This is a genomic window from Afipia carboxidovorans OM5 (assembly GCF_000218565.1).
GTDB classification, from domain to species: Bacteria; Pseudomonadota; Alphaproteobacteria; order Rhizobiales; family Xanthobacteraceae; genus Afipia; species Afipia carboxidovorans.
Window position 1 is genome coordinate 2,753,026 of sequence record NC_015684.1, and the last position, 24,516, is coordinate 2,777,541.

At 63.2% G+C, this 24,516-nt stretch carries 25 protein-coding genes; 11 read left to right on the forward strand and 14 right to left on the reverse strand.

Features of this window, described 5'->3' with window-relative positions; genetic code table 11:
• Window positions 1-229: 229 nt before the first annotated feature.
• A complete protein-coding gene (locus OCA5_RS13100; protein WP_012562542.1) occupies window positions 230-640 on the reverse strand; it encodes a flagellar assembly protein FliX in 411 nt (136 codons plus the stop codon).
• A gap of 313 nt (window positions 641-953) precedes the next feature.
• Between OCA5_RS13100 and OCA5_RS13105 the strand changes: the two genes are divergently transcribed.
• The 4 genes from OCA5_RS13105 to OCA5_RS13120 all read left to right on the forward strand — a co-directional run bounded on the left by OCA5_RS13105 (window position 954) and on the right by OCA5_RS13120 (window position 3,471).
• Entirely contained in the window at window positions 954-2,063 is a 1,110-nt protein-coding gene (locus OCA5_RS13105) for a flagellar basal body P-ring protein FlgI (protein ID WP_012562541.1), read from the forward strand.
• Window positions 2,063-2,389, forward strand: a complete 327-nt coding sequence (gene flgJ / locus OCA5_RS13110; RefSeq protein WP_012562540.1) for a flagellar assembly peptidoglycan hydrolase FlgJ — start codon at window positions 2,063-2,065, stop codon at window positions 2,387-2,389. The genes OCA5_RS13105 and flgJ overlap by 1 nt, the downstream gene beginning before the upstream one ends.
• A gap of 19 nt (window positions 2,390-2,408) precedes the next feature.
• A complete protein-coding gene (locus OCA5_RS13115) occupies window positions 2,409-2,900 on the forward strand; it encodes a hypothetical protein (protein ID WP_013913259.1) in 492 nt (163 codons plus the stop codon).
• A 214-nt stretch (window positions 2,901-3,114) separates the two neighbouring features.
• The gene (locus OCA5_RS13120; protein ID WP_013913260.1) at window positions 3,115-3,471 is read left to right on the forward strand and encodes a hypothetical protein; all 357 of its coding nucleotides are present in this window, start codon (window positions 3,115-3,117) and stop codon (window positions 3,469-3,471) included.
• Window positions 3,472-3,599: 128 nt separating this feature from the next.
• Here the strand turns inward: OCA5_RS13120 and OCA5_RS13125 are convergent, their stop codons facing one another.
• From OCA5_RS13125 to OCA5_RS13140, 4 genes are all read right to left on the reverse strand, one after another.
• The gene (locus tag OCA5_RS13125) at window positions 3,600-3,974 is read right to left on the reverse strand and encodes a hypothetical protein (RefSeq protein ID WP_012562537.1); all 375 of its coding nucleotides are present in this window, start codon (window positions 3,972-3,974) and stop codon (window positions 3,600-3,602) included.
• A gap of 21 nt (window positions 3,975-3,995) precedes the next feature.
• Window positions 3,996-4,361 (reverse strand): flagellar biosynthesis regulator FlaF, encoded by a 366-nt coding sequence (gene flaF, locus OCA5_RS13130; protein ID WP_012562536.1) that lies wholly within the window; start codon window positions 4,359-4,361, stop codon window positions 3,996-3,998.
• Window positions 4,362-4,475: 114 nt separating this feature from the next.
• Window positions 4,476-6,275, reverse strand: a complete 1,800-nt coding sequence (locus OCA5_RS13135) for a tetratricopeptide repeat protein (protein WP_012562535.1) — start codon at window positions 6,273-6,275, stop codon at window positions 4,476-4,478.
• Window positions 6,276-6,404: 129 nt separating this feature from the next.
• Window positions 6,405-8,000 (reverse strand): flagellin N-terminal helical domain-containing protein, encoded by a 1,596-nt coding sequence (locus OCA5_RS13140; protein ID WP_012562534.1) that lies wholly within the window; start codon window positions 7,998-8,000, stop codon window positions 6,405-6,407.
• Between the two features lie 363 nt (window positions 8,001-8,363).
• Between OCA5_RS13140 and flbT the strand changes: the two genes are divergently transcribed.
• On the forward strand, window positions 8,364-8,789 hold the full coding sequence (flbT, locus tag OCA5_RS13145) for a flagellar biosynthesis repressor FlbT (RefSeq protein ID WP_013913261.1): 426 nt from the start codon (window positions 8,364-8,366) through the stop codon (window positions 8,787-8,789).
• A 142-nt stretch (window positions 8,790-8,931) separates the two neighbouring features.
• On the opposite strand, the gene OCA5_RS13150 is transcribed toward flbT, so the two are convergent.
• The 5 genes from OCA5_RS13150 to OCA5_RS13170 form a co-directional block, all read right to left on the reverse strand.
• Window positions 8,932-10,467 (reverse strand): hypothetical protein, encoded by a 1,536-nt coding sequence (locus OCA5_RS13150; protein WP_012562532.1) that lies wholly within the window; start codon window positions 10,465-10,467, stop codon window positions 8,932-8,934.
• A gap of 7 nt (window positions 10,468-10,474) precedes the next feature.
• Window positions 10,475-12,349 carry a flagellar hook-associated protein FlgK gene (gene flgK, locus OCA5_RS13155; RefSeq protein WP_012562531.1) on the reverse strand — a complete coding sequence of 625 codons (1,875 nt, stop codon included), beginning with the start codon at window positions 12,347-12,349 and terminating at the stop codon, window positions 10,475-10,477.
• 39 nt (window positions 12,350-12,388) lie between these two features.
• Complete coding sequence (locus tag OCA5_RS13160) at window positions 12,389-14,197, reverse strand: flagellar hook protein FlgE (RefSeq protein WP_012562530.1); 1,809 nt, start codon at window positions 14,195-14,197, stop codon at window positions 12,389-12,391.
• 179 nt (window positions 14,198-14,376) lie between these two features.
• On the reverse strand, window positions 14,377-14,871 hold the full coding sequence (msrB, locus tag OCA5_RS13165; protein ID WP_012562529.1) for a peptide-methionine (R)-S-oxide reductase MsrB: 495 nt from the start codon (window positions 14,869-14,871) through the stop codon (window positions 14,377-14,379).
• A 92-nt stretch (window positions 14,872-14,963) separates the two neighbouring features.
• Window positions 14,964-16,367, reverse strand: coding sequence for an NAD(P)/FAD-dependent oxidoreductase (locus OCA5_RS13170; protein WP_012562528.1), 1,404 nt, complete (start codon window positions 16,365-16,367; stop codon window positions 14,964-14,966).
• Between the two features lie 115 nt (window positions 16,368-16,482).
• Here OCA5_RS13170 and OCA5_RS13175 point away from each other — a divergent pair, with 115 nt between their 5' ends.
• The 4 genes from OCA5_RS13175 to OCA5_RS13190 all read left to right on the forward strand — a co-directional run bounded on the left by OCA5_RS13175 (window position 16,483) and on the right by OCA5_RS13190 (window position 18,279).
• A complete protein-coding gene (locus tag OCA5_RS13175; RefSeq protein WP_012562527.1) occupies window positions 16,483-17,013 on the forward strand; it encodes a SixA phosphatase family protein in 531 nt (176 codons plus the stop codon).
• 89 nt (window positions 17,014-17,102) lie between these two features.
• On the forward strand, window positions 17,103-17,384 hold the full coding sequence (locus OCA5_RS13180) for a type II toxin-antitoxin system RelE/ParE family toxin (protein WP_012562526.1): 282 nt from the start codon (window positions 17,103-17,105) through the stop codon (window positions 17,382-17,384).
• Between the two features lie 10 nt (window positions 17,385-17,394).
• Window positions 17,395-17,694, forward strand: a complete 300-nt coding sequence (locus OCA5_RS13185; RefSeq protein ID WP_012562525.1) for a HigA family addiction module antitoxin — start codon at window positions 17,395-17,397, stop codon at window positions 17,692-17,694.
• A gap of 141 nt (window positions 17,695-17,835) precedes the next feature.
• The gene (locus OCA5_RS13190; protein WP_041559641.1) at window positions 17,836-18,279 is read left to right on the forward strand and encodes a hypothetical protein; all 444 of its coding nucleotides are present in this window, start codon (window positions 17,836-17,838) and stop codon (window positions 18,277-18,279) included.
• Between the two features lie 39 nt (window positions 18,280-18,318).
• On the opposite strand, the gene OCA5_RS13195 is transcribed toward OCA5_RS13190, so the two are convergent.
• Window positions 18,319-18,825: a YciE/YciF ferroxidase family protein gene (locus OCA5_RS13195; protein WP_013913263.1), complete on the reverse strand. Its 507-nt coding sequence runs from the start codon at window positions 18,823-18,825 to the stop codon at window positions 18,319-18,321.
• Between the two features lie 405 nt (window positions 18,826-19,230).
• On the opposite strand from OCA5_RS13195, the gene OCA5_RS13200 reads away from it, so the two are divergent.
• Together OCA5_RS13200 and OCA5_RS13205 are read left to right on the forward strand one after the other, a co-directional pair.
• Window positions 19,231-20,289, forward strand: a complete 1,059-nt coding sequence (locus tag OCA5_RS13200) for a lysylphosphatidylglycerol synthase transmembrane domain-containing protein (protein WP_012562521.1) — start codon at window positions 19,231-19,233, stop codon at window positions 20,287-20,289.
• Window positions 20,290-20,339: 50 nt separating this feature from the next.
• A complete protein-coding gene (locus OCA5_RS13205) occupies window positions 20,340-22,313 on the forward strand; it encodes an SGNH/GDSL hydrolase family protein (protein WP_012562520.1) in 1,974 nt (657 codons plus the stop codon).
• Between the two features lie 190 nt (window positions 22,314-22,503).
• Here OCA5_RS13205 and OCA5_RS13210 read toward each other — a convergent pair whose 3' ends face one another.
• The 3 genes from OCA5_RS13210 to OCA5_RS13220 all read right to left on the reverse strand — a co-directional run bounded on the left by OCA5_RS13210 (window position 22,504) and on the right by OCA5_RS13220 (window position 24,474).
• Window positions 22,504-23,532, reverse strand: coding sequence for an NAD(P)/FAD-dependent oxidoreductase (locus OCA5_RS13210; protein ID WP_012562519.1), 1,029 nt, complete (start codon window positions 23,530-23,532; stop codon window positions 22,504-22,506).
• 183 nt (window positions 23,533-23,715) lie between these two features.
• Window positions 23,716-24,036, reverse strand: coding sequence for a 2Fe-2S iron-sulfur cluster-binding protein (locus OCA5_RS13215; protein ID WP_012562518.1), 321 nt, complete (start codon window positions 24,034-24,036; stop codon window positions 23,716-23,718).
• An 87-nt stretch (window positions 24,037-24,123) separates the two neighbouring features.
• On the reverse strand, window positions 24,124-24,474 hold the full coding sequence (locus OCA5_RS13220) for an Hpt domain-containing protein (RefSeq protein WP_012562517.1): 351 nt from the start codon (window positions 24,472-24,474) through the stop codon (window positions 24,124-24,126).
• Window positions 24,475-24,516: the final 42 nt, after the last annotated feature.

The following is a 24,516-nucleotide window of genomic DNA, read 5'->3' on the forward strand; positions in this document are numbered from 1 at the left end:
CCGATTCTCATCCCCAGCCAGGGCGATCCGGGTCGCCGGGCGGTGCTTATATAGCGCTCGTCCATGACAGACAATACGCGGGGAAATACCCCCTTGGGACCACCCCGGATTCGCTAGGGAACTGGGAATAGAATCGCTAAAAACCCTTGTCGCACCGCAATAATATGACTTTTTCACATACCGTGCGGGGCACCTTTGCCGCAGGCGCGGTCAACAAACGAATCGACGCTCAGCGCGCCGCTTTCGCAATTTCGACCTCAACCCGCAGCTCGATTTCGGAGAGCACCTGATCGAGGCCCGGGTCGCCAGAACTCGTTTTGAGATCGCTGGCGGCGCCGCGCAGCCGGTTCACCATCACAGGATCGAGCGTTCCGGCAAGCATGCCGATCTTGAGATCATCGAGCAGATCGAGTGCATTCTTGCCTCGCGCAACCGAGCGGCGACGGCGCTCGGTCGGGTCTTCCTCGATGCCCTGCAATGCCAGCAGCGCGTCGATGCCAGCGGCTGCGCGCGGTGCGCTCGCAGCACGCGTCTCGGTCGTCGTCGCCATCTCATCGAGCGTGAAGCCGCCGCCGCTGCTGCGCCGGGCGCTCGAAGTCGATGAGGTAAACGTCGTGCCGTGGGGTCCGTTAATTCGCATGGTCGCCTCGCCCGGCCGTTCGGCCTGTTGCCTTGCAACGCCAAGCCCGACAGGGACACACGAGCCCTGTTCAAACCTTGGCCGACCCTGACCCCGTCATGGTTAAAAATTCCTAAACGACCCGGCAGAATTTGCCGGTCCGGCAGTTTCGGAGCGGCGATACAGCGCCTGCGCCTTGCCCTCGCCCGGAAAAGGCAAGCAATTTCAACACATCTTTTCTCGCTCAAACTGGCACGGCTCTCGCAAGGCCTGATCCGGCCCTTCTGTGGGAGCGGACGGACCAAGGATACGGGAACCTCAGCGGGGAGCGAGGATGGTTCGGCTATTTCAGGCGCTGTGCGGAGCGGCGGTCGCGATCTGGATCGCGGGCGCGCCGGCCCATGCGACATCGCGCATCAAGGACCTCGCCAACATCGAAGGCGTGCGCCAGAACCAGTTGATCGGCTACGGCCTCGTCGTCGGCCTCAACGGCACCGGCGACACCTTGAACAACATTCCCTTCACCAAGCAGTCGCTGCAGGCGATGCTGGAGCGCATGGGCGTCAACATCCGCGGCGCCACCATCCGCACCGGCAACGTCGCCGCCGTGATGGTGACCGGCAATCTGCCCGCCTTCGCTACCCAGGGCACGCGGATGGACGTCACCGTCTCGGCGATGGGCGACGCCAAGAGCCTGCAGGGCGGCACCCTTCTTGTTACGCCGCTGCTCGGCGCCGACGGCAACGTCTATGCGGTCGCGCAAGGCTCGCTCGCGATCGGCGGTTTCCAGGCCGAGGGCGACGCCGCCAAAATCACCCGCGGCGTGCCGACCAACGGGCGCATCGCCAACGGCGCGCTGGTCGAGCGCGAGATCGAATTCGCACTCAACCGGCTGCCGAATGTGCGGCTCGCGCTGCGCAACAGCGATTTCACCACGGCAAAGCGCATCGCCGCCGCCGTCAACGACTATCTCGGCACCAAGGTGGCCGAGCCGGTCGACCCCTCCACCGTGCAGCTCAGCATTCCGCCAGAGTTCAAGGGTAACGCCGTCGCGCTGCTCACGGAGATCGAACAGTTGCAGGTCGAGCCGGATGCCGGCGCCAAGATCGTGATCGACGAGCGCTCCGGCATCATCGTCATGGGCCGCGATGTGCGCGTCAACACGGTTGCGGTCGCGCAAGGCAACCTCACCGTGACGATTTCCGAAAGTCCGCAGGTGAGCCAGCCGGCGCCGTTCGGCAACGGGCAGACTGTCGTCACGCCGAACACACGTGTCGGCGTGCAGGAAGATGGCAAGAAGCTCGCGCTGGTCAAAGACGGCGTCTCGCTGCAGCAGCTCGTCGACGGCCTCAACGGCCTCGGCATCGGCCCGCGCGACATGATCGGCATCCTGCAGGCGATCAAGGCCGCAGGCGCGATCCAGGCCGACATCGAGGTGATGTGATGAATACCTCATCCTCCATGTCGCTGATCAATAGCCGCCCCGATCCGGTTTTCGCCCAGGCGCTCGAAAAGGTTTCGCCGGAAAATCAGGCCAAGACCAAAGCCAAGGCACAGGATTTCGAGGCAGTGTTTCTCAACGCGATGTTCGCGCAGATGACGGCGGGGCTGAAGAGCGAAGGCCCGTTTGGCGATACGCCCAGCACCGGCGTCTGGCGTTCGATGATGACGGACCAGTATGCGCGCTCGTTCGCGCAGGCCGGCGGCATCGGCATCGGCGATGAAGTCTATCGCACGCTGATCATGCAGCAGGCGAACCGTGCAGCCTAAGCAAGGCCGGGAGCATCCGATGAACGCCCAACCTCACCCCACGCCCACCCCTGCACCGGCCGTCCCGGCCTCGACACCTGCCGAGGCACGACGCCTTGCAGAAGGCTTGATGGGCATCATGACGAGCCTGCTCGATCTCGTCGAAGAAGAAACCGAGCTCGTACGCGCCGGCAAGGTGCGCGAGGCGATCGCGCTCGAGACGCGAAAGAGCGAAGCCTCGCGCGAGTACATGCGCGCCGTGACCGAGATCAAACACAGCGCCGCCTATCTCAAGGCATCGACGCCGGACCTGCTTGCAACGCTGCATCGTCACCACGATACGTTCCGCGCCATGCTGCAGGTGAACCTCACCGTGCTTGCGACCGCGCATGCCGTTTCGGAAGGAATCATCCGCGGCGTCAACGGCGAGATTCAGCAGCGCCGCATGCCGCAGGGCTATACCGCCGCCGGCCAGCGTGCCGCGCCGAACCATCGCTATGCGACGCCACTCGCGGTGAGCCGCTCGCTTTAGCGACTACCTGCCTCTTACACAGGAGTAGTTGGTTCAAACAGAACCGGCCACGTCATGCCCGACTTCATGCCGGGCATCCGCGTCTTTGAGCTCACCCACACGATACAATTCGATTTAAATTGCGATACGCGTCCTAGCCTCACCTTCAGACTTGCTGTTCCAAAGTGTTCCGCAAAGGGAGCACTTTGACTCAGAAGGAGGCCAGGAGGCTACCATGAGTACGGACTTCAGCATCAGACCGGTGGGGGCGTCCATCGCGACGCCCACTATCGTTCAGCAAGTGCCGGAAGCCGCGAAATCGGCTGTGCCGACACAACTTGATTCCGACAAGGCCGTGGTTGCGGCCGCGAGCGTGCAGACACCGAGCACGGACCCGCGCGCCAATCTGGGTCACCAGATCACCATCGATCGCGCCGCCGCCGAAGTCGTCTATCAGGTCGTCGACAACCGCACCAACATCGTCGTCAATCAATATCCCGACGAGACGCGACTTCGCGCACGGGCCTATCTGCGCTCGCTCGACGAGGCGAGGCAGGAAAAGGTCGCACAGCAGGCTGACCGACAGGCCTGACCGGCACGACGGAGATTATTTCGATCGCTGCGCCTCTGCGCGGCGCGCATGCGTATTTGCGCGCCGCCTGCGCGACGCAAATTCTTTGTGCGATGAATGAAGAAAATGAGGCGCGCCTGGTGCCCGCCTCACGCCTTGCTGGCGTAGGCAGTCTCGAGCGTCTGCCCGCCGGTGACGGCATTGGTCATCACCGTCTTCACCTGCGCCTTGCCGGTCTGCGTCAGCGTGAATTTGGAATCGCCGAACTTGAACGAATTATCCCGGATCAGCACGTCCTGATATTTGAGCGTGCTGCCGCTCTGATAGCGCACCTTGGCGCGAAAGCCGTTGACGCTCGAGATCTGGACGGTGAACTTGGTGCCGTTCGCATAGGCGCCGGACCAGTTTCCCTCATACAGCGTCGCATCGACCGCAACGTAGGGCGTGCGCGACACCGCAAGGCCCGCAATGTTGCCGCCGACGGTGACGTAGTTCGATGAGAGGATACCGTAGATATCTGCCACACGCGTCTCCCGAGGGAAGGATCAGGCGCGGCCGGAGAGGCCTGCGGCGAGGTTGCAATTGATCTCGATCAACGGCTTCAGCAATTCCGGCTTCGGCGCGATCTGCATCTCGGCCGTCTGCGTCATGACGAACGTGCCTATATTGGCAATGTTCTGACGGATCTCGATGCTCTGCGGGCTCTCGTCACTCGTCACGGCGCTGAGCAGGATCGACCAGAGCTTGCGGTTGAACAGAAGCGCGCCGGAGACATCGACATCGGCCTTGCCCCAGTTGCTCATCACATCCTGAAGCTGGCGTGCCGCCTTCAGCAATGCCTGGGCCTCGATCTCGCGCGGCGATGAAGTAGTCTGAGCAACACGGGCGTAAGCATTGGCGGCGTTCGTCATCAAAGGTCCCAGCCTTGGTTATCTCTGTTAAAATCTGTAAACATCATGGTTTAAAATAAGATTACTGGTGTTCTGATAGTCGTCGGAAACTGCTGGAAACATTGCGTTTGTGCACTAAAGAAGCCCCTGCAGCGCGGCCTTAACCTCACTTATCACACGCGACCAATCCCGCGACGCATCCTGCCGGAAGAGACGCATGGTCGGATACCATGGAGAATCCGTTCGCTCGAGCAGCCAGCGCCAGTCCGGCGTATAGGGCAGCATCACCCATACAGGACGCCCCATCGCACCGGCGAGATGCACGACGCTGGTGTCGACGCTCACCACCACGTCGAGACACGACAGCACCGATGCGGTGTCCGTAAAGTTTTCGATCTCGCAATCGAGGTCGAGCACCCGCGGATGTTGCGCAAGCGCCTGACGATCCGCCGGGCGGCCGCCCTTCTGCAAACTCACGAACGTCATCGGCAGATCGAACAGCGGCGCAAGCTGCGCGAACGCCATCGAGCGGCGATGATCGTTGATGTGGTTCGGATTGCCCGACCATACCAGTCCCACGCGCGGCGCGCGCAGACCGGCGAACCGCTCCCGCCAGCGCTCGTGATCAAGCGCAGGGCGAAGATAAGGCACTTCTGCGGGAATGCTGTCGGCCGCGGTGCCGAACGCGAGCGGCAGACTCATGAGCGAACAATGCAGATCGAACGGTGGCGGCGCAGTGCCCTTCTCGACGCACATGGCGACGCCGTCGACATCCTTGAGAAGATCGACCAGCAGCGGCTCGACCTGCAGGATCACCCGCGCCCCACGCGCGGCGACAAGCGGCACATAGCGCGCGAAAAAGATCGCATCGCCCATTCCCTGATCGCTGTAGAGCAGGATCGTTTTGCCTTCGATCGGCTCACCCATCCATTGCGGCGATGCGGCGTGGGGATTCCGCATCATCATGCTCGGGCTCTTCCAGCGCCACTCGGTTTTGGGCCAACCTTGCGCAAAGTCACCGAGCAACAAGCGACGCAAACCATCGTTCCAGTGGGCATCCGCGTAGGATGGATTGTTCCGCAAGGCGGCTGCGATATCACGCGCGCCCTCCGGGAAACGATGCATCTCGTCAAGCGTCGCCGCGCGGTTGAGCAGCACTTCGGAACGCTGCGGTGCGAGCGACAGCGCCTGGTCGAAATTTACCAGCGCTTCCTCGAAGCGGTCGATACGATGCAGCGTGCTGCCGCAGACATTGAAGGCCTCAGCATAAGATGGATCGATCCGCTTCGCCTCCTCCGCGCTGGCCAGCGCCTCGTCAAACCGCTTCATCGCGAGCAGCACGAGCGCACGGCGGCACAGCGCCTCCGCATTGTCCGGTTTGATCGCGAGCGCCTCATTGAAGGCCGCCAGCGCCTCCGCGTGACGCCCGAATCTCTGCAGGACCTTCGCACGCTGATGATGCGCGTTCGTATAAAACGGATCGATCCCGATCGCGCGCGTGAAAGAGACAAGCGCCTCGTCGAGCTTGCCCTGTTTCAACAAGACGTTGCCGTAGTCGTGGAAAGCCGTCGCGAAGTCCGGTTTGAGCTCAAGCGCACGGCGAAAGGCATCGGCGGCGCCAGCGAGATCGCCCAGACGATTCAAACCAGCGCCGAGGTTCGAGAAATACTCTCCGTTGGTGCCGTTCAGCCCGATGGCGCGGCGGATCAGTTCGATCCCCGGCGCCAGCCGGCCGGTCTGCATGAAAACGACGCCGAGCAGATGTAAAGCATCCGGCTGCTGGCGCGGCGCGGCAAGCGCCTCGCGATAATAGGCCTCGGCCTCGGCAAGACGGCCGATCTGGTGACTTGCGATGCCAAGCTGCAAGGCAGCCGGGGGCGCGACCCGCGCGGGCGGGTTTGCTTTGGCGGCGGCTCGGCGCTGCTGGCGGTTCATCGGCGCGGGTCCCGCTCGCGATCCTTAAACTGGGGCCCGATCAAAGTGCCGCCATCATGGTTAATGGCGGGTTAAAAAAAGAAGGCGGGGTTTCCCCCGCCTTCGATTTCGTTTGGCTGTTGGCCCGACTTAGCGCAGGAGCTGCAGAACGCTCTGCTGCGACTGGTTGGCGAGGGCGAGCGCGGAGACCGCGATCGACTGGCGGGTCGAGAGCGCCTGGCTGTTCGCCGCTTCCTCGTTGGTGTCGGCCAGCGTCAGGTTCGACGAACCGGTCTGCAGCACGTTGATCAGGTTCTTCGAGAAGTCCTGACGGATCTGCACGATCGAGAGGTTCGAACCGAGAGCGGAAGCCTGCGAACGCAGCGTCGAGCTTGCCTTGTCGAGGTTCGCGATCACGCTGTTCGCCGAGGCGTTGTCGAGGAAGTCCGTGCCCGAGGTCAGCGCCGAGAGGCCGAGGCCGGCGGCGTTGAACGTCACGCCCTGGATCTTCAGGGTCGACTTGCCCGTCTCGTTGAAGGTCAGCTTGAGCTGATCGCCATTGAGCAGGTTGACGCCGTTGAACGAGGCATCCTGAGCAGTCGCAGTGATCTGATCTAGGATGTTGTTGTACTGCGCCACGAGGTTCGCACGGTTCGCGAGAGCCGCAGCGTCCTGAACCGGAGCGCCGCCAACCTTGCCTTCAAACGGCAGGCCGGAGCCTGTCGCCGTGCCGGTCACCGCACCGATCGCTTCCGAAGCCGCATCGTTGGTGGTGGTGATCGTCAGCTTGCCCTGGCCGTCGATGGTGGCGAGCAGGTTGTTGGCGGAGAGCTTGGCGTTGAGGTCGTTGAGCGACTTCACGGTGCCGCCGGTGCCATCGCCGAAGGTGATGTCAACCGCCTGGCCGTCGCCAATCGCGTCGAAGTGCAGCGTCGTGCCGCCGAGAGGCGTGGTGGACGTACGCGTTGCCGTGTTGGCAGCAGCGGCACTCAGGCCGAGCTTGGCAAGCGCGCTACCGGAGACGCTCAGGTCGGCATCGGTACCGGTGTGCAGGGTGAGCTGACCGGTGGCGAAGCTCGTGGTCGCACTGCCGCCCTGCAGCGTATCGATGGCGGTCATCAAGTCAGCAACGGTGGTGCCAATGCCCATCGTCCAGGTGTCGCCCGAACCGGTCAGCGCACCGGTGCCGGTCTGGAACGTGATGGTCTTGCCGTTGACGACGAGGGTGTCGTTGTTGGCAAGGCCCGTGCCCGTCGTGCCGCCGGTCGCGTCCGTCAGCGCCGAGAGAACAGTCGCGGTGGTCGCCGCTGCGCCGGACGCACTATAGATCGCGCTGCCGGCAGTCGCCGCAACGTCGCTATAGGTGGGCGTACCGCGCAGGTCTTCAGCGGTCGCGCCGGTGATCGTCGCCGAAATGGCCGACTTGCTGGAATAGCCGACGGCCGCCTGCAGCGCCTGGTTGGCAACCGACTTCGCGGAGTCGACGAGCTTCTGCAGCGAGGTGATGCCGGTGTTGGCGGCCTGAAGAACCTGCACGCCGTTGCCGATACCATCGAGGAGGTTGCTGATGTCGCTCGCGCGGTTGTCGAGGGACGCCGCGGTGAAATAGTTGGTGGGGTTATCGAGAGCGGTGTTGACCTTCTTGCCGGTGGCAAGGCGGTTCTGCGTGGTCGCAAGCAGGTCCGCGGTCGACTGGAGCGACAGCAGGTTCTGGCGCACCGACGCCGAGAGAACGATATTCGACATAATAATCACCTTTCTGGTAAGAGCACGTCGTGTGTGAGCGTGACGCCGGCCATACGAGCCGACGGTAGGCGACAGACTGAAACCAACAGTCTAAAAAAACGTGAATGTGACGCCGCCAATTACACGAAAAGAACTTGGTAAAAACCCGTTAAACATCGGCATAATTGCCGTTTTCATGCGTGCTGGAGCAATCGCTTTGCGTTTGCGCAAGGCACGATATTTACGTCTCGTTAACCATGATCGGTGAAGGATCGGCACGCACGCGGCCGTTGCGGCATTCATCCTCGCGCAGCCGAATTGAAGTCCCTGCATCGCCTGCGGCGGATCGCGACTTCGGACAGCAGGTATCAGCCGGAGGAGAACATGGCTCTCAAGGTCGAACTGAAGCCGCACGAGAAGATCATCATCGGCTCCTGCGTCATCACCAACACTGATCAGCGCGCCAAGCTCCTGATCGAAGGCGAACGGGTGCCGATCCTGCGGGAGAAGGACATCCTCACGCCTGCGACCGCCGATACGCCGGCCAAGCTTCTCTATCTCGCGGTGCAGCTCATGTATGTGGCGCGCGATCCGCAGGACCATCATCCGGTCTATTTCGATCTGATGCGCGATCTCCTGAGCGCGATGCCGAGTTCGTCGCTGCTCATCCAGGAAATCAATAACCACATTTTAAGCGGCGACTATTACAGAGCGCTCAAGGAATCGCGGAAGCTGATCGCGCACGAGGCAAAGATTCTCGCCACGGCGCGCGAAAGCGCCGGAGCCGCCAAATTTCAAGGCGCTGCCTGACACCCGCACACCGCAGGACAATGAAAAAGGGCTTCCAGAAGGAAGCCCTTTTCGTTTGCGGGATCGTATTGCTCTTTCAAAGATGGATGCGCGGATCATCCCCGATCATATCGGAGGACAGACGCATGACGATCAAACCGCGTCAGAGGAATTTCAGCAGGTTCAACTGATAGAGCGAAGCCGTCGTCTGATAGGAGGCCTGCAGGCTCGTCTGCAGCGCGAGAATCTTGGCGGCGACCTCGTTGTCGTCGATGCCCTCGATCTGATCGAGCATGGTCTGCGCCATCGATGTCGTCTGCGCCTGCCGCGTGCTGGCCGCCTTCGTCGCCGCCTGGGAGCCGGCAAACTGCGCCTCGATATCCTCGACCGAAGTCGCGCCGGCCTTCACCGCGAGGTTCGCGTTGACGCGCTCGTTCAGCGCGCTGATCTGCGCGTTGGCGAGGTTCTGCCCGGCCGGATCGTTCGGATCGACCGTCGTCGTCACCGCGGCATAGACCGCCATGTTCTGCAGCAGATTGCGGAAGGCACTCTCATTCGCCGTCGCGCCGTAGCGGACCTGCACCGCGCCATCGACCTGCGCCACCGCCGTGCCGCGCGCATCCGTATCGGGGTTCGCAAGCTTCTCGCCAGTGTACCACTGCACGGTGTTGGCCGAGCCATCAACAAGCGCGGTCGCGGTCGGTGACACCGGCGAGCCGCCGGCGACACGCAGCGGCGGATCGTCGAAGAAATTCTCACCTGCAGCCATCGCGGACGCCGCAACCATCGGCCCCTTCACCAGAGTCTGGATCGAGGAATCGAGCGCGGCTTTCATGTTCGCGGCCGTTACCGTCGGATCGGACGCGTCGAAATTGAAGCTGCCGGCCGGCGGCGGCGTTTCGCTCGTCGCGGTGAGCTGGATCGTTTCCGTGGTCTGGTCCGGCAGCGTGAAGGTGAAGGTGACGGTGTCGCCCTCCTTCGGCGTTGCCGCCGCAAGATCAATCGTCTCGGAGGACGGCGTTCCGGGCGCAGGCACCGACGGCTGCGTCACCACCGCGCCTGCGATGGATGTCGCGATGCGGCTGATCTTGAGACCGAACGGCGAGTCGACAAAGTCCTCGCCGACCGTCACCACGCTGCCGGTGGCGTCGGTCTCAAGCCGACCCATATTGCCGGTGCCTTGATCCGCAATCAGTCGATCGTCGATCACGGCCTTCAGACCATCCTTGCCATCCGCGCCGTTGAGAATGTCGTCGGCCTTCGCCGTCGCGGGCGTATCGATCGAACGCCCGGAGAACAGATAGCGGTCGGCCGACTGCGTGTTGAGCATCGAGATCGCCTGCGTGAACGAGGCATAGCCGATCTGCTGGCCCGCGGTCTGGCCGTTGGCATTGAGCACCTGCGAGGAGCCGGTCGCTGCCGACTGCACCTCGGTGCGCATCTTGATGAGGCCCTGCAACGACAGGTTCGCGACGTTGATGCGCGTCGTCACGTTCGACTGTGTGTTCTGGTAGCCAGACAGCAAGGACAGTTGTGAGCGCAGGTTGGTCGCGAACGCGCTATTCATGCCGAGGCCGGAATAGGTATCCGACTTCCGCCCGCTCGCAAGCTGCTGCGTCAGCGTGTCAAGCTGGGTCCTGATGTTGATCAGCGAGGTGCCGAGATAGGATGTCCGTCCGCTTACGCCTTCAATCGTCATGGCGACCTCACATCGACCGCAGGAGCGAATCGAACATGTCCTTCACAGTGGACATCACCCGGGCGTTTGCCGAATAGGCATTTTGCAACGCCAGCAAATGCGCCATCTCCTCGTCGATGTTGACGCCGGAGGTGGCGTTGAGTTTGTTCTGCAGCGTCGAGAGCACGACGTTCTGGCCGTCCGCGAGCTGCTTCGCGGATGCCGCCGCCTGCCCTTGCATGGTGGTGAACTGCTGCAGGAAGCCGAGCATCGTGCCCTTGAACGGCGTTGCGCTCGAGCCGATGCCGGTCTGCGGCGAGACGTAGTACGAGCCTTGCGTCAACTGCGAGAGAATGAAATCGACGCGCGTGGTGTCGCCCGCCTGCGTCGTCGGCGTGGTGTTGTAGATGACCATCCGCGACGGATCTGCGAGCAGCAAATTGTTGACGCTGATCCGTGCCGCCAATCCCGTCTGTTGCGAGCCGGTTGCGGTGATCGCACCGGTATAAGGCACGCCGTTATCGACGAACAACGGAAGCTGTGGATCGCCACCTGCCAGATCGCGGATGGTGATCGTCGAGGACGCCGAGCCGACCACCGTGGCGCCGCCCGCATCGCCGCTGATATTCAACAGATCGCCCGGCCCTGCCGGATTTGCGAACGACAATCCACGGCTGCCGAGGAGACCGGTGAGCTGGCTCACGACCGAGGCCATGCCGCCGGAAAAATCGATGCCGAACACTTCGTCGTTCGGGTCGTTGGTCGCGGTGTTGCTCAACGCGCCGACCGACGGATCATCCACCCGCACCAGCGTGATGGTGCGGGTGGTGTTGGTCGTGGTGTCGGTGTAGCTGAACTGCACCTTGTTGCCGTTCTGCAACCCGGTGAGATCGAGCGTGAAATTCGCCGGCGGACCGTCATCCTTGGTGCCGGGCGTCACCTTGTCCGACAGCGCACTCGCCATCGCGGCGGCAAGCTGGTCGATCTGCGCCTGCGCCTGCACCAGCGTCTCGTCGCGCAATTCCAGGTTCGCCGCGATCGCGCCGGAGCGGATCGAACGCGTCGCGATGAGGTCGATATCGCCGCCATGCGGAAAGGTCAGCGTCAGCGTGCCGAGCGTGCTGATCGACGGGTCGGAATTCCACGCAGTGTTCGGCGTTACTGTGCCCTGCGCATCGAAGGAGATCGTGGAGGCTTCGCTGCCGACAAGCTGCACGCCGGAATTGGTGAACACCGTCACCTGATTGCGCTCGTTGGTGAGGACGCGAATGTCCATCAGTTGCGAGAGCTGGGTGATGTACTGGTCGCGCTGATCGAGAAGCGAAGCCGCTGCCGCATCGTCACCGGTGGTGCCGAGCAACTGGTTGTTGATGGTCGCGATCTGCCGCATCGCATTGTTTGCGGCATCGACCGAACTCTTGATCGCGGATTCCGCATCGGCGCGCAGCGACTGGATGCCTGCCGAGGTCGAGTTCAGCATCTGCGCCAGCGACTGCGCGGCGTTGACCGCGGTCGAGCGCGCGGCCGGTGAATCGGAGGTCACCGACAACGCCTGCAGCGCAGCCGTCAGCGCGTTGAAGGCCGCTTCAAGCGTCGTGTTCGAACCCGGATCGCCGTAGATGCCTTGCAGCCGCTGCAAGGCATTCGACATCGTGGTCGCGTACGATGCGCCTGACGTCTCAGTCAGAACCTGCTTCTGAACGTAGACGTTGAGCTCGCGGTTGACGCCGGTGACGATGACACCGGAGCTGCCGGTGCCCGTCGTCGTCTGCGCCTGGTTGAGGCTTTTGCGAACGTAACCGGGCGTCTCGATGTTGGAGACGTTCGAGGCGACGAGCGCCAGCGCGGCCTGGTTGGCCCGCAGACCGGACATCGCGGTAGCAAGAGCTTGTGTCAGACCCATAACAAACTGCCCATCTCAGCTACGAACGGCGCCACTCGCCTAGCGCAGGACGTTCAGAAGATCCTGAACCATCTGGTTCGACGTGGTGATGACCTTGGTGTTCGCCGAATAAGCCTGCTGCGTCACGATCAGCTTGGTGAACTCGTCAGCGATGTCGGTGTTCGAGCCCTCGAGCGAGGAGCCGACGATGGTGCCGCCCTTGCCGAACAGCGCCTGACCGGATTCGTCCGTCACCTCGAATGCGCCGCCATCAACGCGCTTGAGGAAGTTCGGGCCGTTGAAGGTCGCGAGCGTGATCGCTGCGAGATCGATGTTGCGACCGTTGGAGTAGTTGCCGACAACGCGGCCATTGTTGGAGATCGACACCGTCTGCAACTGACCGGCCGGGAAGCCGTCGTTCTGGATCTGGTTGACCTGCACGTTGCCGTTGGCGTCGGCGAACTGCGTGAGGCCACTCGCGCCGAAGTTCACGGTGACGTCGCCGAGTGCGATGCCGCCGATCGTGGCGTTCGCCAGCGTGACCGAAGGCACTGCCGGGTTCATCTGGCCGTTGGGGCCAAAGGTGAAGTTGACGCCGACGTTCTGCCAGGCAACCTGGGTGCCGGTGGCGTTCGGATCGGTCTGGTAGAACAGGTTCCAGACGTCGTTATGCCCGGCGCCGAGGCTTGCGCTGTCGGTCTTCGCCCAGCGGAATTGCAGGCTGACCGGTGCGCCCGAAATATCGTAGGCGGTGGTCGCGCCGCCCGATACCGACTCGTCGATGAAGTTCTTGGAGTCTGAGCCGATCACCGTGCCGGTGCCCGCGGTGCCGCCGCCGCCACGCACAGCCGTCACCGTGCCGGTGAAGCCGAGTGCGCCGAAGGCCGACGAGTTGTTGCTGCTCACCGTGAGGTTTCCGGCGAGGCCCGAGTTCAACGTGACGACGCCGCCAGCCACCGTGGAGGGATTGGTGGTGTTGCCGGAGATGGCATCGATCTTGGCGAGCAAGTCGCCGATCGTCGCATCCACCGGAATGTTGGTCGCGTCGTTGGTGCCGCCCGCCACGGTGAAGGTGATGGTGGTGCCGTTCACCGTGATGGTGTTGCCCGCAACGAAATCGACGCCGAGCGAATCCGTGTTGGCAAGGCCGGACAGCGTGGTCGAGGTGGTGATCGGCGTCGGCGTCGTCAGCTTGCTGTTCTGCGTGGTGCCGTTCTTCGCGCCGTTGGTATACGGCTGCGGCGGCGTGCCGATGATCAACGGGTTTGCGGTGAAGTCACCGACGTTGATCAGCTCCGAGCCCGGAATCGAGGTGTCGTGCTTCGTGGTGAGCGGATAGCTCGCGAGGTTGGCGCGATAGGTCACGGCCGTGGTCGGCTGCGCCGGCAGGAAGTCGTTGCTGAAGCGCAGCACCTGCGGCACGCTGCCGGTGACATTGCCGGTCGTCGGGTCGATCGGAATGCCTTCGAGGTAGTAACCCGCGCCGTTCACCAGATAGCCGTTCTTGTCGAGGGTGAAGTCGCCACGGCGGGTGTAACGGTCGACGCCGTCGAAGACCGGGTTGTTGTCGGTAAAGCTGCCCGGCTTCTGCACGGCGAAGAAGCCGTCGCCGTTGATCGCCATGTAGGTCGACACCGCGGCCGCCTGCACGTCGCCTTGCACCGTGTTGGTTTCGCGCGAGCTCGACCGCACGCTGCCGGCGAGCTGCGAGTTGGAGCCGGTGTCGGGAATAAGGTCGAGGAAGCTCGTGTCGATGCGCTTGAAGGCGGTCGTCTGCGAGTTCGCGATGTTGCCGGAGATATTTTCCAGCGCGTAGGACTGCGAGCGCAGACCCGCGACTGAGGTGGTGAGAGCGCCGAAAATACCCATTACTATGTCTCCAGCTTCGAAACCGGGCGGCTGCCGGGGGCCGAAAAAAGCCGCATTCGAAGATGGATTGGCAAGCCTCGTGCCAAACGGAAAAATCAATTTCTGCAAAGGCTTAAAGAAAACGCCCCGGTGCAATCACCGGGGCGCTCTTGCCTATCCGGCAAGAATTGCCGCAAGCGTTACGAGGCTGTCGGGGCGGCCGGCTTGAAGTTCAGCGCAAGCCCGTCGGTGCAGTAGCGCAGGCCGGTCGGCTTCGGACCATCGTTGAAGACGTGGCCGAGATGACCGCCACAACGGCTGCAATGCACCGCGGTGCGGACCATGAAGTAGCTGCGGTCGGTCGTGGTGCCGACAGCACCGGGAAGATGATCGTAGAAGCTCGGCCAGCCGGTGCCGCTCTCGAACTTTGTCTCAGAGGCGAACAGCGCCTGATCGCAGCCCGCACAGGCAAACGTGCCTTTGCGATGCTCGTTGTTGAGCGGGCTTGAATAGGCAGGCTCAGTGCCCTGCTCGCGCAGGATGCGATACTGCGCTGGGGTCAACTGCCGCTTCCACTCTTCGGGCGTCTTTTCGACCTCAAACCGCTTGGTCGCGCTGGCCTTGCCCGGACGAGAAAACCACGACATCGCCGCAAGCCCCGCTGCGCTGGATAGAAGAACACGCCGATCGATCATGGCACAATCTCCGCATATTTGCCGGTTGTCCAAGTTACGGCAGGCGCGGGCCTTGCGTTACGCCGCCCCGGCAAAATTTCCAGAGCTATATTCTAACGCCGGTCCGCGTCGAAGTGCTGCGCCGCGCGGGCGGTGCGGGCCTGTGCCGCCGCAATCCGCGCGCTGCGCCGCTCCTCGCGCAACAGTTCACGCGCCGCCGCGCGTTCCCGCCAGCGGGCAAGCGCACCCGCCGCGGCCGAACGGCTTCGCGTGAGCCCATCGGCAAACTGCCCGGCGATGCGCCCGGCCCGGCCGCCCGCCCAGACCAGTTCGAACGGCGAGAACAGCCGCCAGCGGTCGTCGCCATTCACGACCCCGTCCGCGATCAGGCGGCCCGCCATCGCGCTCGTGTTCAGGCCTTGCCGGCCGAACCCGCTCGCGACCCACAGACCTTGCCGCAATTCGCCGATCTGCGGCATGCCATGCACGGTCTGGCCGAACGGGCTTGCGAAGGTCCGCGCAATCGCGACACCGGCGAGCTGCGGAAACACCGTCGCGATACGGCGGCGGATTGCGCGGGCGAAACGTTCCGGCTTGTTTTCCCATGTCGTCTCCGGGCTCGCCCACAACAGCCGGTCACCGACGACGCGGAAATGATCGATGCCGTCATCATCGTGTACCGAACCTCGATAGGTGATCGCCTCATGAAGGAGATCGCCGAGTGGCTCGGTCAGCGCGCCGTAGCGCCAGACCGGCATCAGTGTCGTCGCAAGTCGCTCGGCCGACGTGCCGATATGGACGTTGCCCGCGAGCACGATGTGCGCCGCACGAAGATTGGCCGACGGCGTGACGATGCGCTTGCGGATTCCCGCGGCGTCGATGCTCACCACCGGCGTACCCTCGAAGATCTGCGCGCCTGCCTCTTCCGCGAGCGCGGCGAGCGCGCGTAGATAACGCGCGCTGTCGATCTGGAACGCTCTCGGGAAGTGCAGCGCATGGAAGTAGCGGCGAGTCTTGAGCGCTTCGCGCACACGTTCGATCTGCCAACCCTCGACTTCGGTGCCGAATTCGCCGCCGATGATCTGCAGCCAGCGGATCAGACGCTCACCCGCATCGGTGGTCGAGACTTCAAGCGCACCCGGTACCATCGCGATTTCCGGCGCATCCTGCGCGATGGTCTCGCGGATGTAGTCGCCGCCCGCCTCCGCAAGCATCCACAACTCACGCGCATGAGCGACGCCGACCCGCGCGATGAGATCGTTGACCGGCACGCCGTAGCCCGGCAGCACCGAACCGAGATTGCAGCCGGATGCAGCCCATCCGATCCGCCGCCCCTCCAGCACCGCGACGCTCATGCCAGCACGCGCGGCCTCGCGCGCAACCGTCAGCCCCGCAAGTCCGGCGCCGACGACGCAGACCTCGACGTCACGATCGAGCGTCAGCGCTGCGCGTGGCTCTGTCGCAGGCAAATCGTCCCAAAGAGCGTGGACAGGCGCCTCGGCGGGGGGAATTGTCATTGGATTTCTTTAGCCGTGGACGCCATGCTTGTCACGATGGCGCGGATATGAGGTCACATGTAAGACCCATACTCAACGCCGCGCCGCCTTTGTCCATCACCCGCAGGGAGGAGCAATGCGCCACCTGATCCTGTTGCGCCATGCCAAGACCGAACGCCAATCCGACAGCGGCGAGGACCACGACCGCCGCATCGATCCGCGCGGACGGGAGGATAGCGCGCTGATCGGCGCATGGCTCGCCGCACAACATCCCCAGCCGGAGTTGGCGCTGATCTCCGATGCCATGCGCACGCATGAGACCTGGGAGATCGTCGGCCCGTATCTGCCCGGCTGCCGTGCCGAATTCCTCGACACGCTCTATCTCGCGAGCGCGATGAAAATCTTCAAGACGATCCGCGCCGTGCCGGATTCTGTCGTCTCGCTTCTGGTGCTCGGCCACAATCCGGGCCTGCATGAACTTGCGTGGAATCTCGCGGGCGAGGCCAACGCAGCCGAGCGCGCGGCATTGGCCGAGAACCTGCCGACATGCGGCGCGGTCGTTCTCGAATACCCGGTTTCGACATGGAGCAAAGTCTCGCTGCAGAAGGGCCGCCTCCGCGCCTTCGTGACACCGAAGCAACTCAAGGCGAGTAGCGACGTCCCTTAGCGCGGGGCCTCATACCCTGTTCATTTCACGTATCATTCCATGATACATAGCTCTTGATTTATGTATCATGGAATGATACATGTACGGGGGTGATCAAGAGCTTCAAGGACGATCTGACTGAAGCAGCCTTCAACGGGAAGGCACGCAAAGGTTTTCCGGCTCAGTTACTCAAAGTTGCCCGCCGCAAACTGGCGATGGTGAATGCGGCTACATCCCTGGATGATCTGCGTTCGCCGCCCAACAACCGACTTGAAGCTCTCACCAGGGAGCGAGCGGGCCAGCATTCAATTCGGGTGAACGACCAGTTTCGCATCTGCTTCATATGGACGAAGGATGGAGCTGAACAAGTCGAGCTTGTCGATTATCATTAGGAGGCACCCCATGGCCAAGACACTGCCGCCACTGCACCCCGGGGAAGTTCTTCGGGAAGAATATCTGGAGCCGCTGAATCTCTCGCCCGGCAAACTTGCCAAGGCCTGTGGCATTCCCCGTACGCGCATCGAGCGTATCGCCAGCGAGCGTTTCGGCATTACCGCAGACACTGCTCTACGACTCGGCAAGGCGCTCGGTACTTCCGCCCAGTTCTGGCTCAACCTGCAGAATGACTACGATCTGCGGGTGGCAAAAGTGGCAATCGCGAAGGATCTGGAAAAGGTCACCTCCGTTCAAGAGGCCGCCTAGACTTTCCAGACTTCGAGAGGATGAGCTTTGAGACAATACGCGCTCACGCGCATAGAAGTCAGCAGATGCGCAGCCTCTCCCCCCGCTTGCTTCACCACCCGCAGCCGTCCTACTATTTCATTTGCAACACGAATGCAGATGATGCCTGGCTCGCCCTATTTTTCCCCCCGCCTGATCCTGACCGGTGCCGCGATGTTCGGCATGCTGCTCGCGCTCGGCGTTCATATCCTCGGCCAGCGTTTCGGGCTTGACCTCGGCGATCTGTGGGGCGACGCGACGGGCGGCATGATCCCAATCCGCGCCGCCATCGCCTGGTGGCTGATCGCGGCGGTCGCCTTCGGCAGCGGACACATCACCGCAACGCTGCTGCACAGCGCCGTCTCCGGCCATCTACCGCGCCGGCTGCAGCATGCCTTGATCGCCGGTGGGCTTCTTCTTCTGATCGCAGCCGGACAGGCGGCATCAGGCCCGAGCCCGGTGCCGACCCTGCACGGCGTCTCCAACGGCATGGTCGCATTGATGCTTGGTGCGGCAATGGCGTATGCGGGCGCGCACTTCGCCCTCGCCCGCACCAAAGCATCGTAATGCGACAACGCCACGCGGTGTGCGTGGCGCCGTTCGACCTCAGCTCGCAGCCTTGAGGTTGATCTTGGACTCGGCGAGCGCGGTGAGCTTCTTGTCCGTCGCGCGCTCCTCGTCGAGCGTCTTCTGCAGCACCGAGGCGCAATCGCTGCGGCCAAGCTGCTTCGCCCATGCGATCAGCGTGCCGTAGCGGGTGATCTCGTAATGCTCGGCCGCCTGGCCGGCCGCGATCAGCGCGGCATCGAGCACTTCCTTGTCGGCGACTTCGCCCGACACCTCGTCCGCTTCCTCGATGATGCCGTCGATCGCCGGGCAGTTGACGGCCTTCACCTCGGCACCGTGCATGGTGAACACCTGCTCGAGCCGCGTCACATGGCCCTTGGTCTCCTCAAGATGCGACAGGAAGCCCTGCTTGAGCTGCGGATTGGTCGCCTTCTCGGCCATCTTCGGAAGAGCCTTCACGAGTTGTTTCTCGGCGTAATAAATGTCCTGAAGCTGGTGCACGAACAGGTCATTGAGCGTCTTGATATCCTTGCTGAACAGTCCCATCGTCGGCTCCTTCGGGTGTTGTGCGGGGGCATCGGGCATGCCGCCCGCGGGGAATGACTGCTCGCTCAACGGGGGCCGCCGCCGCAGGTTTCTGAGGAACAAAAGTTTTGTATGAGACGGGGGCCGGCGCGGTTTCGGCGCAATTGAGCCGCTTTTCTCCCCGATACGGACTGTCACGAGACTGACATCCAAAGCCCCTGCCAGACGGACCCGCCCTGACTGCCCCGCCCTGACTGCCCCGCCCCGGATTTACCTTTCGCCCCTTGCGTCATGATGTCCGATGAGGCTTGTCATGCATCCGCAAATTGACCTGTTTTTCGACGCGATGATTTGCCATATGAGTATCCGGCTCGGCCGTTTGCGTTCGTATCCCTCAATCGGCTCATGACGGTCGCCGGAGGATGAATGCAAGGTCTGCTTAGCGCGTCGCGAAGCGTGTTCGATAAATGGATCGGGTGGAAACGGCTCGGCATTCTGGCGAGCCTCACCATCGTCACCATTGCCGTTCTGCATCTCGTCAAGACGCTGAAGGGTATCGACACCTCGGCGATCATTTCCGCCCTCGAGGACAAGTCGTTCGGACATATCGCGCTGGCCGCGCTGTGCGTGTGCTGCGCGTTCGGCACGCTGACGTTCTACGACCTGTTCGCGCTGCGTACGCTCGGCAAGCTCCACGTCCCCTATCGCGTCGCGGCGCTGGCGGCGTTCACGAGCTACACCATCGGTCACAACATCGGCGCCACGGTGTTCACCGGCGGCGCCATCCGTTTCCGCATCTATTCGGACTGGAAGCTCTCCGCGATCGACGTCGCCAAGATCTGTTTCATCTCCGGCCTCACCTTCTGGCTCGGCAATACCTTCGTGCTCGGCATCGGCCTGATCACGCACCCCGCCGCCGCCGAATCCATCGTGCTGCTGCCGCAGATCGTCAATCAACTGATCGGGCTCGGGCTGATTGCCGCCATCCTCGCCTATCTCGGCTGGCTCGCGGTCGGCCGCAACCGCCGCGAACTCGGCCGCAACGGCTGGAAGGTGGTACTGCCCTCCGCACCGCTGACGCTGGTGCAGATCATGATCGGCGTCGTCGATCTCGGGTTCTGCGCGCTTGCGATGTATCTCCTGATCCCGAACCAGCCGGAGATCGACTTCCTGTCGATGGCGGTCGTGTTCATCCTCGCGACGCTGCTCGGCTTCGCGAGCCACGCGCCTGGCAGCCTCGGCGTGTTCGATGCGGCGATGCTGGTCGGGCTCGGCATGTTCGGCCGCGAGGAGCTGCTCGCCTCGCTTCTGATCTTCCGCATCCTCTATTTCTTCATCCCGTTCGCCGTCTCCATTACCATCATGGGCACGCGCGAATTGTGGCTCAGCGTCATTCAGCCCTGGCAGCAACGCCGCAAGGCCTGCCATGTGCAGACCGCGCATGCCGTTGCGCAGCGCTCCTCGCCGCCGAACCGAAACGACTGACCGGAATTGTCATTCCAGCCCGTCTCGCTCCTGTGCTGTGAAACGACACCATGACCCGCCTGACTGCTACATTCCTCGCTCTCATCTTCGCGCTCTCCGCGGGCGCCGCCCGCGCGCAAGTGCAAACCGCGCCGGAGGCCGGATTCGCGCCGCCCGACAGCGGCGGCATCCAGATCGTGTGGGAAGTCCGCAACCGCTTCCGGCTATTCCGCGAGGAGCGCGACTTCGCGCTTCAGGTCGAGGCGATGGCCTCCGGCCGCAGCGTGCTCGCCGCAGAAGGCGCGCTCGAATTGCAAAGCGACGGACGCGGCTGGGCCCGCAACACCGTCGGCCGCCTCTGTATCGATCCCACCGGGCGGGTGAACTCACCCTGTACCCGCGACGGCGTGAAGGAGGATTACCTCACGCCCGCCGATCACGCGGTCACGGTCCACCTCGCCGGCGCGGTGCCGGTCGGCGCGGTCTGCGCATGGACTTTCAGCGACAACGACGCGCCGCCGATCCAGAGCACGCTCGATTGCGCCGAGCCGATCAATCTGCGCGTCCGCTATGGCCGCACCACCACGGCAAGCGTCGATGTCTCGAGCGGCAGCGAGGCGCCGCTGCATGACGCGACGCCGATTACCGTGCGTGACATTCTCATCGCCGGGCTTGGCGATTCCATCGCATCGGGCGAAGGCAATCCCGACCGGCCGGTCGCGCTCTCCGACGACGGCTTCTGCTTCCGCTCCTATCTCGAAGGCTCGACCGGGCAATACTTCCGGCCGAGCCGCAAGAACTACAAAGGCGCGCGCGCCTGCGAGAGTGCGCCGGGTTCGACCAATGAGCTGTTCAACTGGCAGAAGCTCGGCGCGCAATGGTTCAATGCCGCCTGCCACCGTTCGCTCTACAGCTACCAGACCCGCGCCGCGCTGGCGCTCGCCGTGCAGTATCCGCACATCGCTGTGACCTATCTGCCGCTCGCCTGTTCGGGCGCGACGATCCCCGAAGGGCTTCTCGGCTCGATGCGTGCGCGTGAATGTCTCGTCACCAAGACGGCGATGAATTGCGCGGGCACGGTCGGCGGACAGGTTGCCGAACTGCATGAGGCGCTCGCCGCCGCACAACGCCGTCAGCCTGAGCGCGGTCTCGATCTCGTGTTCCTGTCAGTCGGCGCGAACGACATCAACTTCTCCGGCCTCGTCGCCGACGTGATCGTCGACAGCGCAACCGAGCGCACGCTGTTTCAGCGCAGCGGCCTGATCGGCAATGTCGAGGATTCACGCGGCACGCTGGCGCGAACCCTGCCGCAGAACTTCCAGCGGCTGCGGCGTGCACTAAAGCCGCTCGTCGGCGGCGACCTCTCGCGCGTGGTGTTCGTGTCCTACGCCAACCCGACGCTCGCGGGTGGCGCACCCTGCCCCGGCGGCCTTGCGGGATTCGATATTCATCCGGCCTTCAATGCACGGCCGGAGCGGCTTGCGAAAACCTCACGCTTCGTGGAGAGCGAATTCCTGCCGCAGCTCAAGAATATCGTGCAGTGCACCGGCGGCACGATCTGTGATGGCCGCAGCGATGTGATGACGTTCGTCGATCAGCATCAGCGTGCGTTCGAGGATCACGGCTTCTGCGCCCGCAGCCAGAGCGATCCGCAATTCGATCAGAAATGCTTCCGCGCCGATGGTGACAGCTTCGTCACCGACATCGTGCAGGCGGCGGCGAACCCGCTCACCTGCGGCGAGGCGGCGAGCCGCTTCCGCGCGTATCTGCCGCGCGCACGCTGGATTCGCGACGCCAACGACAGCTACTTCGCCGCGATGACCTACCCGCTCGCGGCACGCACTGCGAGCCAGCCGACCGACATTCACGATGCGACATGGGGCGTTCTGTCGGCAGTCTATGGCGGCGCGATCCATCCGACCGCGGAAGGCCACGCCATGATGGCGGATGCCGCCTGGCCCGCGGCCGCGGCGATCCTCGGCCTGCCGCCGGTGGAAGCCGGCGTCACGCGTGAGCCGATCGATCCGATCGCCCCGAAGCGGTGATTGAGCGAGGTTGTCGCAAGCGCGATGCCTCTACTCCCTCTCCCATAGCTCGTCGAAGACGAGCGTAAACGCTCTTATGGGGAGAGGGGCTTTAAATGCCTCAATCAGATTTGTGGAGCCCCCTCACCCGGCGCTATGCGCCGACCTCTCCCCCACGGGGAGAGGTGAAGAAAGGCGGACGCGTCGCGGCTCAGTTGACGCCGAGCTTCTTCTGCAGGCTCGAGGACGAGGTGGTGTACTGGAACACGACACGCTTGTCCGGGAACACGTAGCGGCTGGCCTTCTGCGCCATCAACGCACCCTCATGGAAGCCGGAGAGGATGAGCTTCAGCTTGCCGGGATAGGTGTTGATGTCGCCGATAGCAAAAATGCCCGGCACATTGGTCTCGAACGTCTCGGTACCGACCGGAATGAGATTGTTCTCGAGCTTCACGCCCCAATCGGCAACCGGGCCGATCTTCATGGTGAGGCCGAAGAACGGCAGGATGGTATCGCAGGAGACCGTCGACATCGCGCCGTCGTTACCCTTGACCTGTGCGCCCTTCAGAACGCCGTTCTCGCCGTCGAGGCCGGTGACCTGACCGATCTTGAGATCCATCTTGCCTTCGGCCACGAGCTTGCGCATCTGCTCGACGCTGTGAGGCGCGGCACGGAAATCGTCGCGGCGATGCAGGAGCGTGACGCGCTTTGCGATCGGCTGAAGATTGAGCGTCCAGTCGAGCGCGGAGTCGCCACCGCCGACGATCAGCAATTCCTTGCCGCGGAACTGCTCCATCTTGCGCACCGCGTAGAACACCGAGGTGCCTTCATAGGCCTCGATGCCGGGCACCGGCGGACGCTTCGGCTGGAACGAGCCGCCGCCGGCCGCGATCACCAGAACCTTGGCCTCGAACACCGTGCCGGCGTCCGTGGTGCAGCGGAACAGCGGATCGCCGATCTTCTCGACGGTCTGTACCATCTCGTTGAGATGGAAAGTCGGGTTGAACGGCTTGACCTGCTCCATCAGCGCCTCGGTGAGGCCCTGCCCCGTCACCATCGGGATGCCGGGAATGTCGTAGATCGGTTTTTCCGGATAGAGCTCGGCGCACTGGCCGCCGATCTTGTCGAGAATATCGACGAGGTGGACTCTCATATCGAGAAGGCCGAGTTCAAAAACTGCAAACAGCCCGCAGGGGCCTGCGCCGATGATCAACACATCGGTCTTGATCGCTTCGCTCATAATGGTTTTTCGTCGCTAACAGATGGATGGGCGCCGGAGGGCCGCAGACGGCGGCCACAGTCGGCGTCTGTCTAGCCAAGGATCGCGGCCGGGGAAAGGGCTAAAATACCCACCCCAGCTATACCGCTAACAGATTGGAAAATAGAAGAATTCTAACCAGCTCGGAGGTCGCGGAAGGCCCGCTCAGGCCTGCCGCTCGGGTGTGTGCAGCACGACGCCGTCGAGATCGTCGGTCATCTTGATCTGGCACGACAGACGCGAGTTCGGGCGCACGTCATAGCCGAAATCGAGCATGTCCTCTTCCATCGGCGAGGGCGCGCCCACTTTCTCCTGCCAGGCTTCGTCGACATAGACGTGGCAGGTGGCGCAAGCACAGGCGCCGCCGCATTCGGCTTCGATGCCGGGAACGGCGTTGCGGATGGCAGCCTCCATCGCCGTCGCGCCGGCTTCGACGTCAACGGTGCGGGTGGTGCCGGCGTGATCGATGAAGTTGATTTTGACCATGATCTCGTGAATTCGGCGGAAAAACTTGCAGCAGTCTATAGCCGCTCCAACAGCGTCATGCCAGCATCAACCGCCGATTACGAGGGATTAATTGCTATTCGCGAGCACGGCGTCGATTGCGGCAAACGCCTCCGCGACGCAGGTTTCAAGCGCCTTGAACGACGCCTTGACGTGCTTGCGCTCACGCATCGCATCCTCAAGCGCCAAAGCCGCCTCGCCGACTTCGAACGCGCCGATCGCGCGCGCGGAGCCTTTCAATGTGTGAGCCAGCTCGCGGGCATTCGCCGGTTGCGCGGCGAGCCTCGCGATGAGGTCGCGGGTCTGCGCCTTGAACAGCTCCAGCACTTCGCGCTCGAGCCGGACATCGCCGAGCGTCATGCTGCGCAGATAGGCGAGATCGAGCGAGGCCGATATCGGGGCCAGCGGCGGTGAAGGCATCCAAGGGACCTGTTCGAGTGAAAACTGCATTGCACCTGCCCG

Bases quoted from the DNA above. Each gene is read 5' to 3' on its own strand.
- OCA5_RS13100 (WP_012562542.1), bottom strand. From the start codon at position 640: ATGCGAATTAACGGACCCCACGGCACGACGTTTACCTCATCGACTTCG.
- OCA5_RS13105 (WP_012562541.1), top strand. From the start codon at position 954: ATGGTTCGGCTATTTCAGGCGCTGTGCGGAGCGGCGGTCGCGATCTGG.
- flgJ (WP_012562540.1), top strand. From the start codon at position 2,063: ATGAATACCTCATCCTCCATGTCGCTGATCAATAGCCGCCCCGATCCG.
- OCA5_RS13115 (WP_013913259.1), top strand. From the start codon at position 2,409: ATGAACGCCCAACCTCACCCCACGCCCACCCCTGCACCGGCCGTCCCG.
- OCA5_RS13120 (WP_013913260.1), top strand. From the start codon at position 3,115: ATGAGTACGGACTTCAGCATCAGACCGGTGGGGGCGTCCATCGCGACG.
- flaF (WP_012562536.1), bottom strand. From the start codon at position 4,361: ATGACGAACGCCGCCAATGCTTACGCCCGTGTTGCTCAGACTACTTCA.
- OCA5_RS13135 (WP_012562535.1), bottom strand. From the start codon at position 6,275: ATGAACCGCCAGCAGCGCCGAGCCGCCGCCAAAGCAAACCCGCCCGCG.
- OCA5_RS13140 (WP_012562534.1), bottom strand. From the start codon at position 8,000: ATGTCGAATATCGTTCTCTCGGCGTCGGTGCGCCAGAACCTGCTGTCG.
- flbT (WP_013913261.1), top strand. From the start codon at position 8,364: ATGGCTCTCAAGGTCGAACTGAAGCCGCACGAGAAGATCATCATCGGC.
- OCA5_RS13150 (WP_012562532.1), bottom strand. From the start codon at position 10,467: ATGACGATTGAAGGCGTAAGCGGACGGACATCCTATCTCGGCACCTCG.
- flgK (WP_012562531.1), bottom strand. From the start codon at position 12,349: ATGGGTCTGACACAAGCTCTTGCTACCGCGATGTCCGGTCTGCGGGCC.
- OCA5_RS13160 (WP_012562530.1), bottom strand. From the start codon at position 14,197: ATGGGTATTTTCGGCGCTCTCACCACCTCAGTCGCGGGTCTGCGCTCG.
- msrB (WP_012562529.1), bottom strand. From the start codon at position 14,871: ATGATCGATCGGCGTGTTCTTCTATCCAGCGCAGCGGGGCTTGCGGCG.
- OCA5_RS13170 (WP_012562528.1), bottom strand. From the start codon at position 16,367: ATGACAATTCCCCCCGCCGAGGCGCCTGTCCACGCTCTTTGGGACGAT.
- OCA5_RS13175 (WP_012562527.1), top strand. From the start codon at position 16,483: ATGCGCCACCTGATCCTGTTGCGCCATGCCAAGACCGAACGCCAATCC.
- OCA5_RS13185 (WP_012562525.1), top strand. From the start codon at position 17,395: ATGGCCAAGACACTGCCGCCACTGCACCCCGGGGAAGTTCTTCGGGAA.
- OCA5_RS13190 (WP_041559641.1), top strand. From the start codon at position 17,836: ATGCCTGGCTCGCCCTATTTTTCCCCCCGCCTGATCCTGACCGGTGCC.
- OCA5_RS13195 (WP_013913263.1), bottom strand. From the start codon at position 18,825: ATGGGACTGTTCAGCAAGGATATCAAGACGCTCAATGACCTGTTCGTG.
- OCA5_RS13200 (WP_012562521.1), top strand. From the start codon at position 19,231: ATGCAAGGTCTGCTTAGCGCGTCGCGAAGCGTGTTCGATAAATGGATC.
- OCA5_RS13205 (WP_012562520.1), top strand. From the start codon at position 20,340: ATGACCCGCCTGACTGCTACATTCCTCGCTCTCATCTTCGCGCTCTCC.
- OCA5_RS13210 (WP_012562519.1), bottom strand. From the start codon at position 23,532: ATGAGCGAAGCGATCAAGACCGATGTGTTGATCATCGGCGCAGGCCCC.
- OCA5_RS13215 (WP_012562518.1), bottom strand. From the start codon at position 24,036: ATGGTCAAAATCAACTTCATCGATCACGCCGGCACCACCCGCACCGTT.
- OCA5_RS13220 (WP_012562517.1), bottom strand. From the start codon at position 24,474: ATGCCTTCACCGCCGCTGGCCCCGATATCGGCCTCGCTCGATCTCGCC.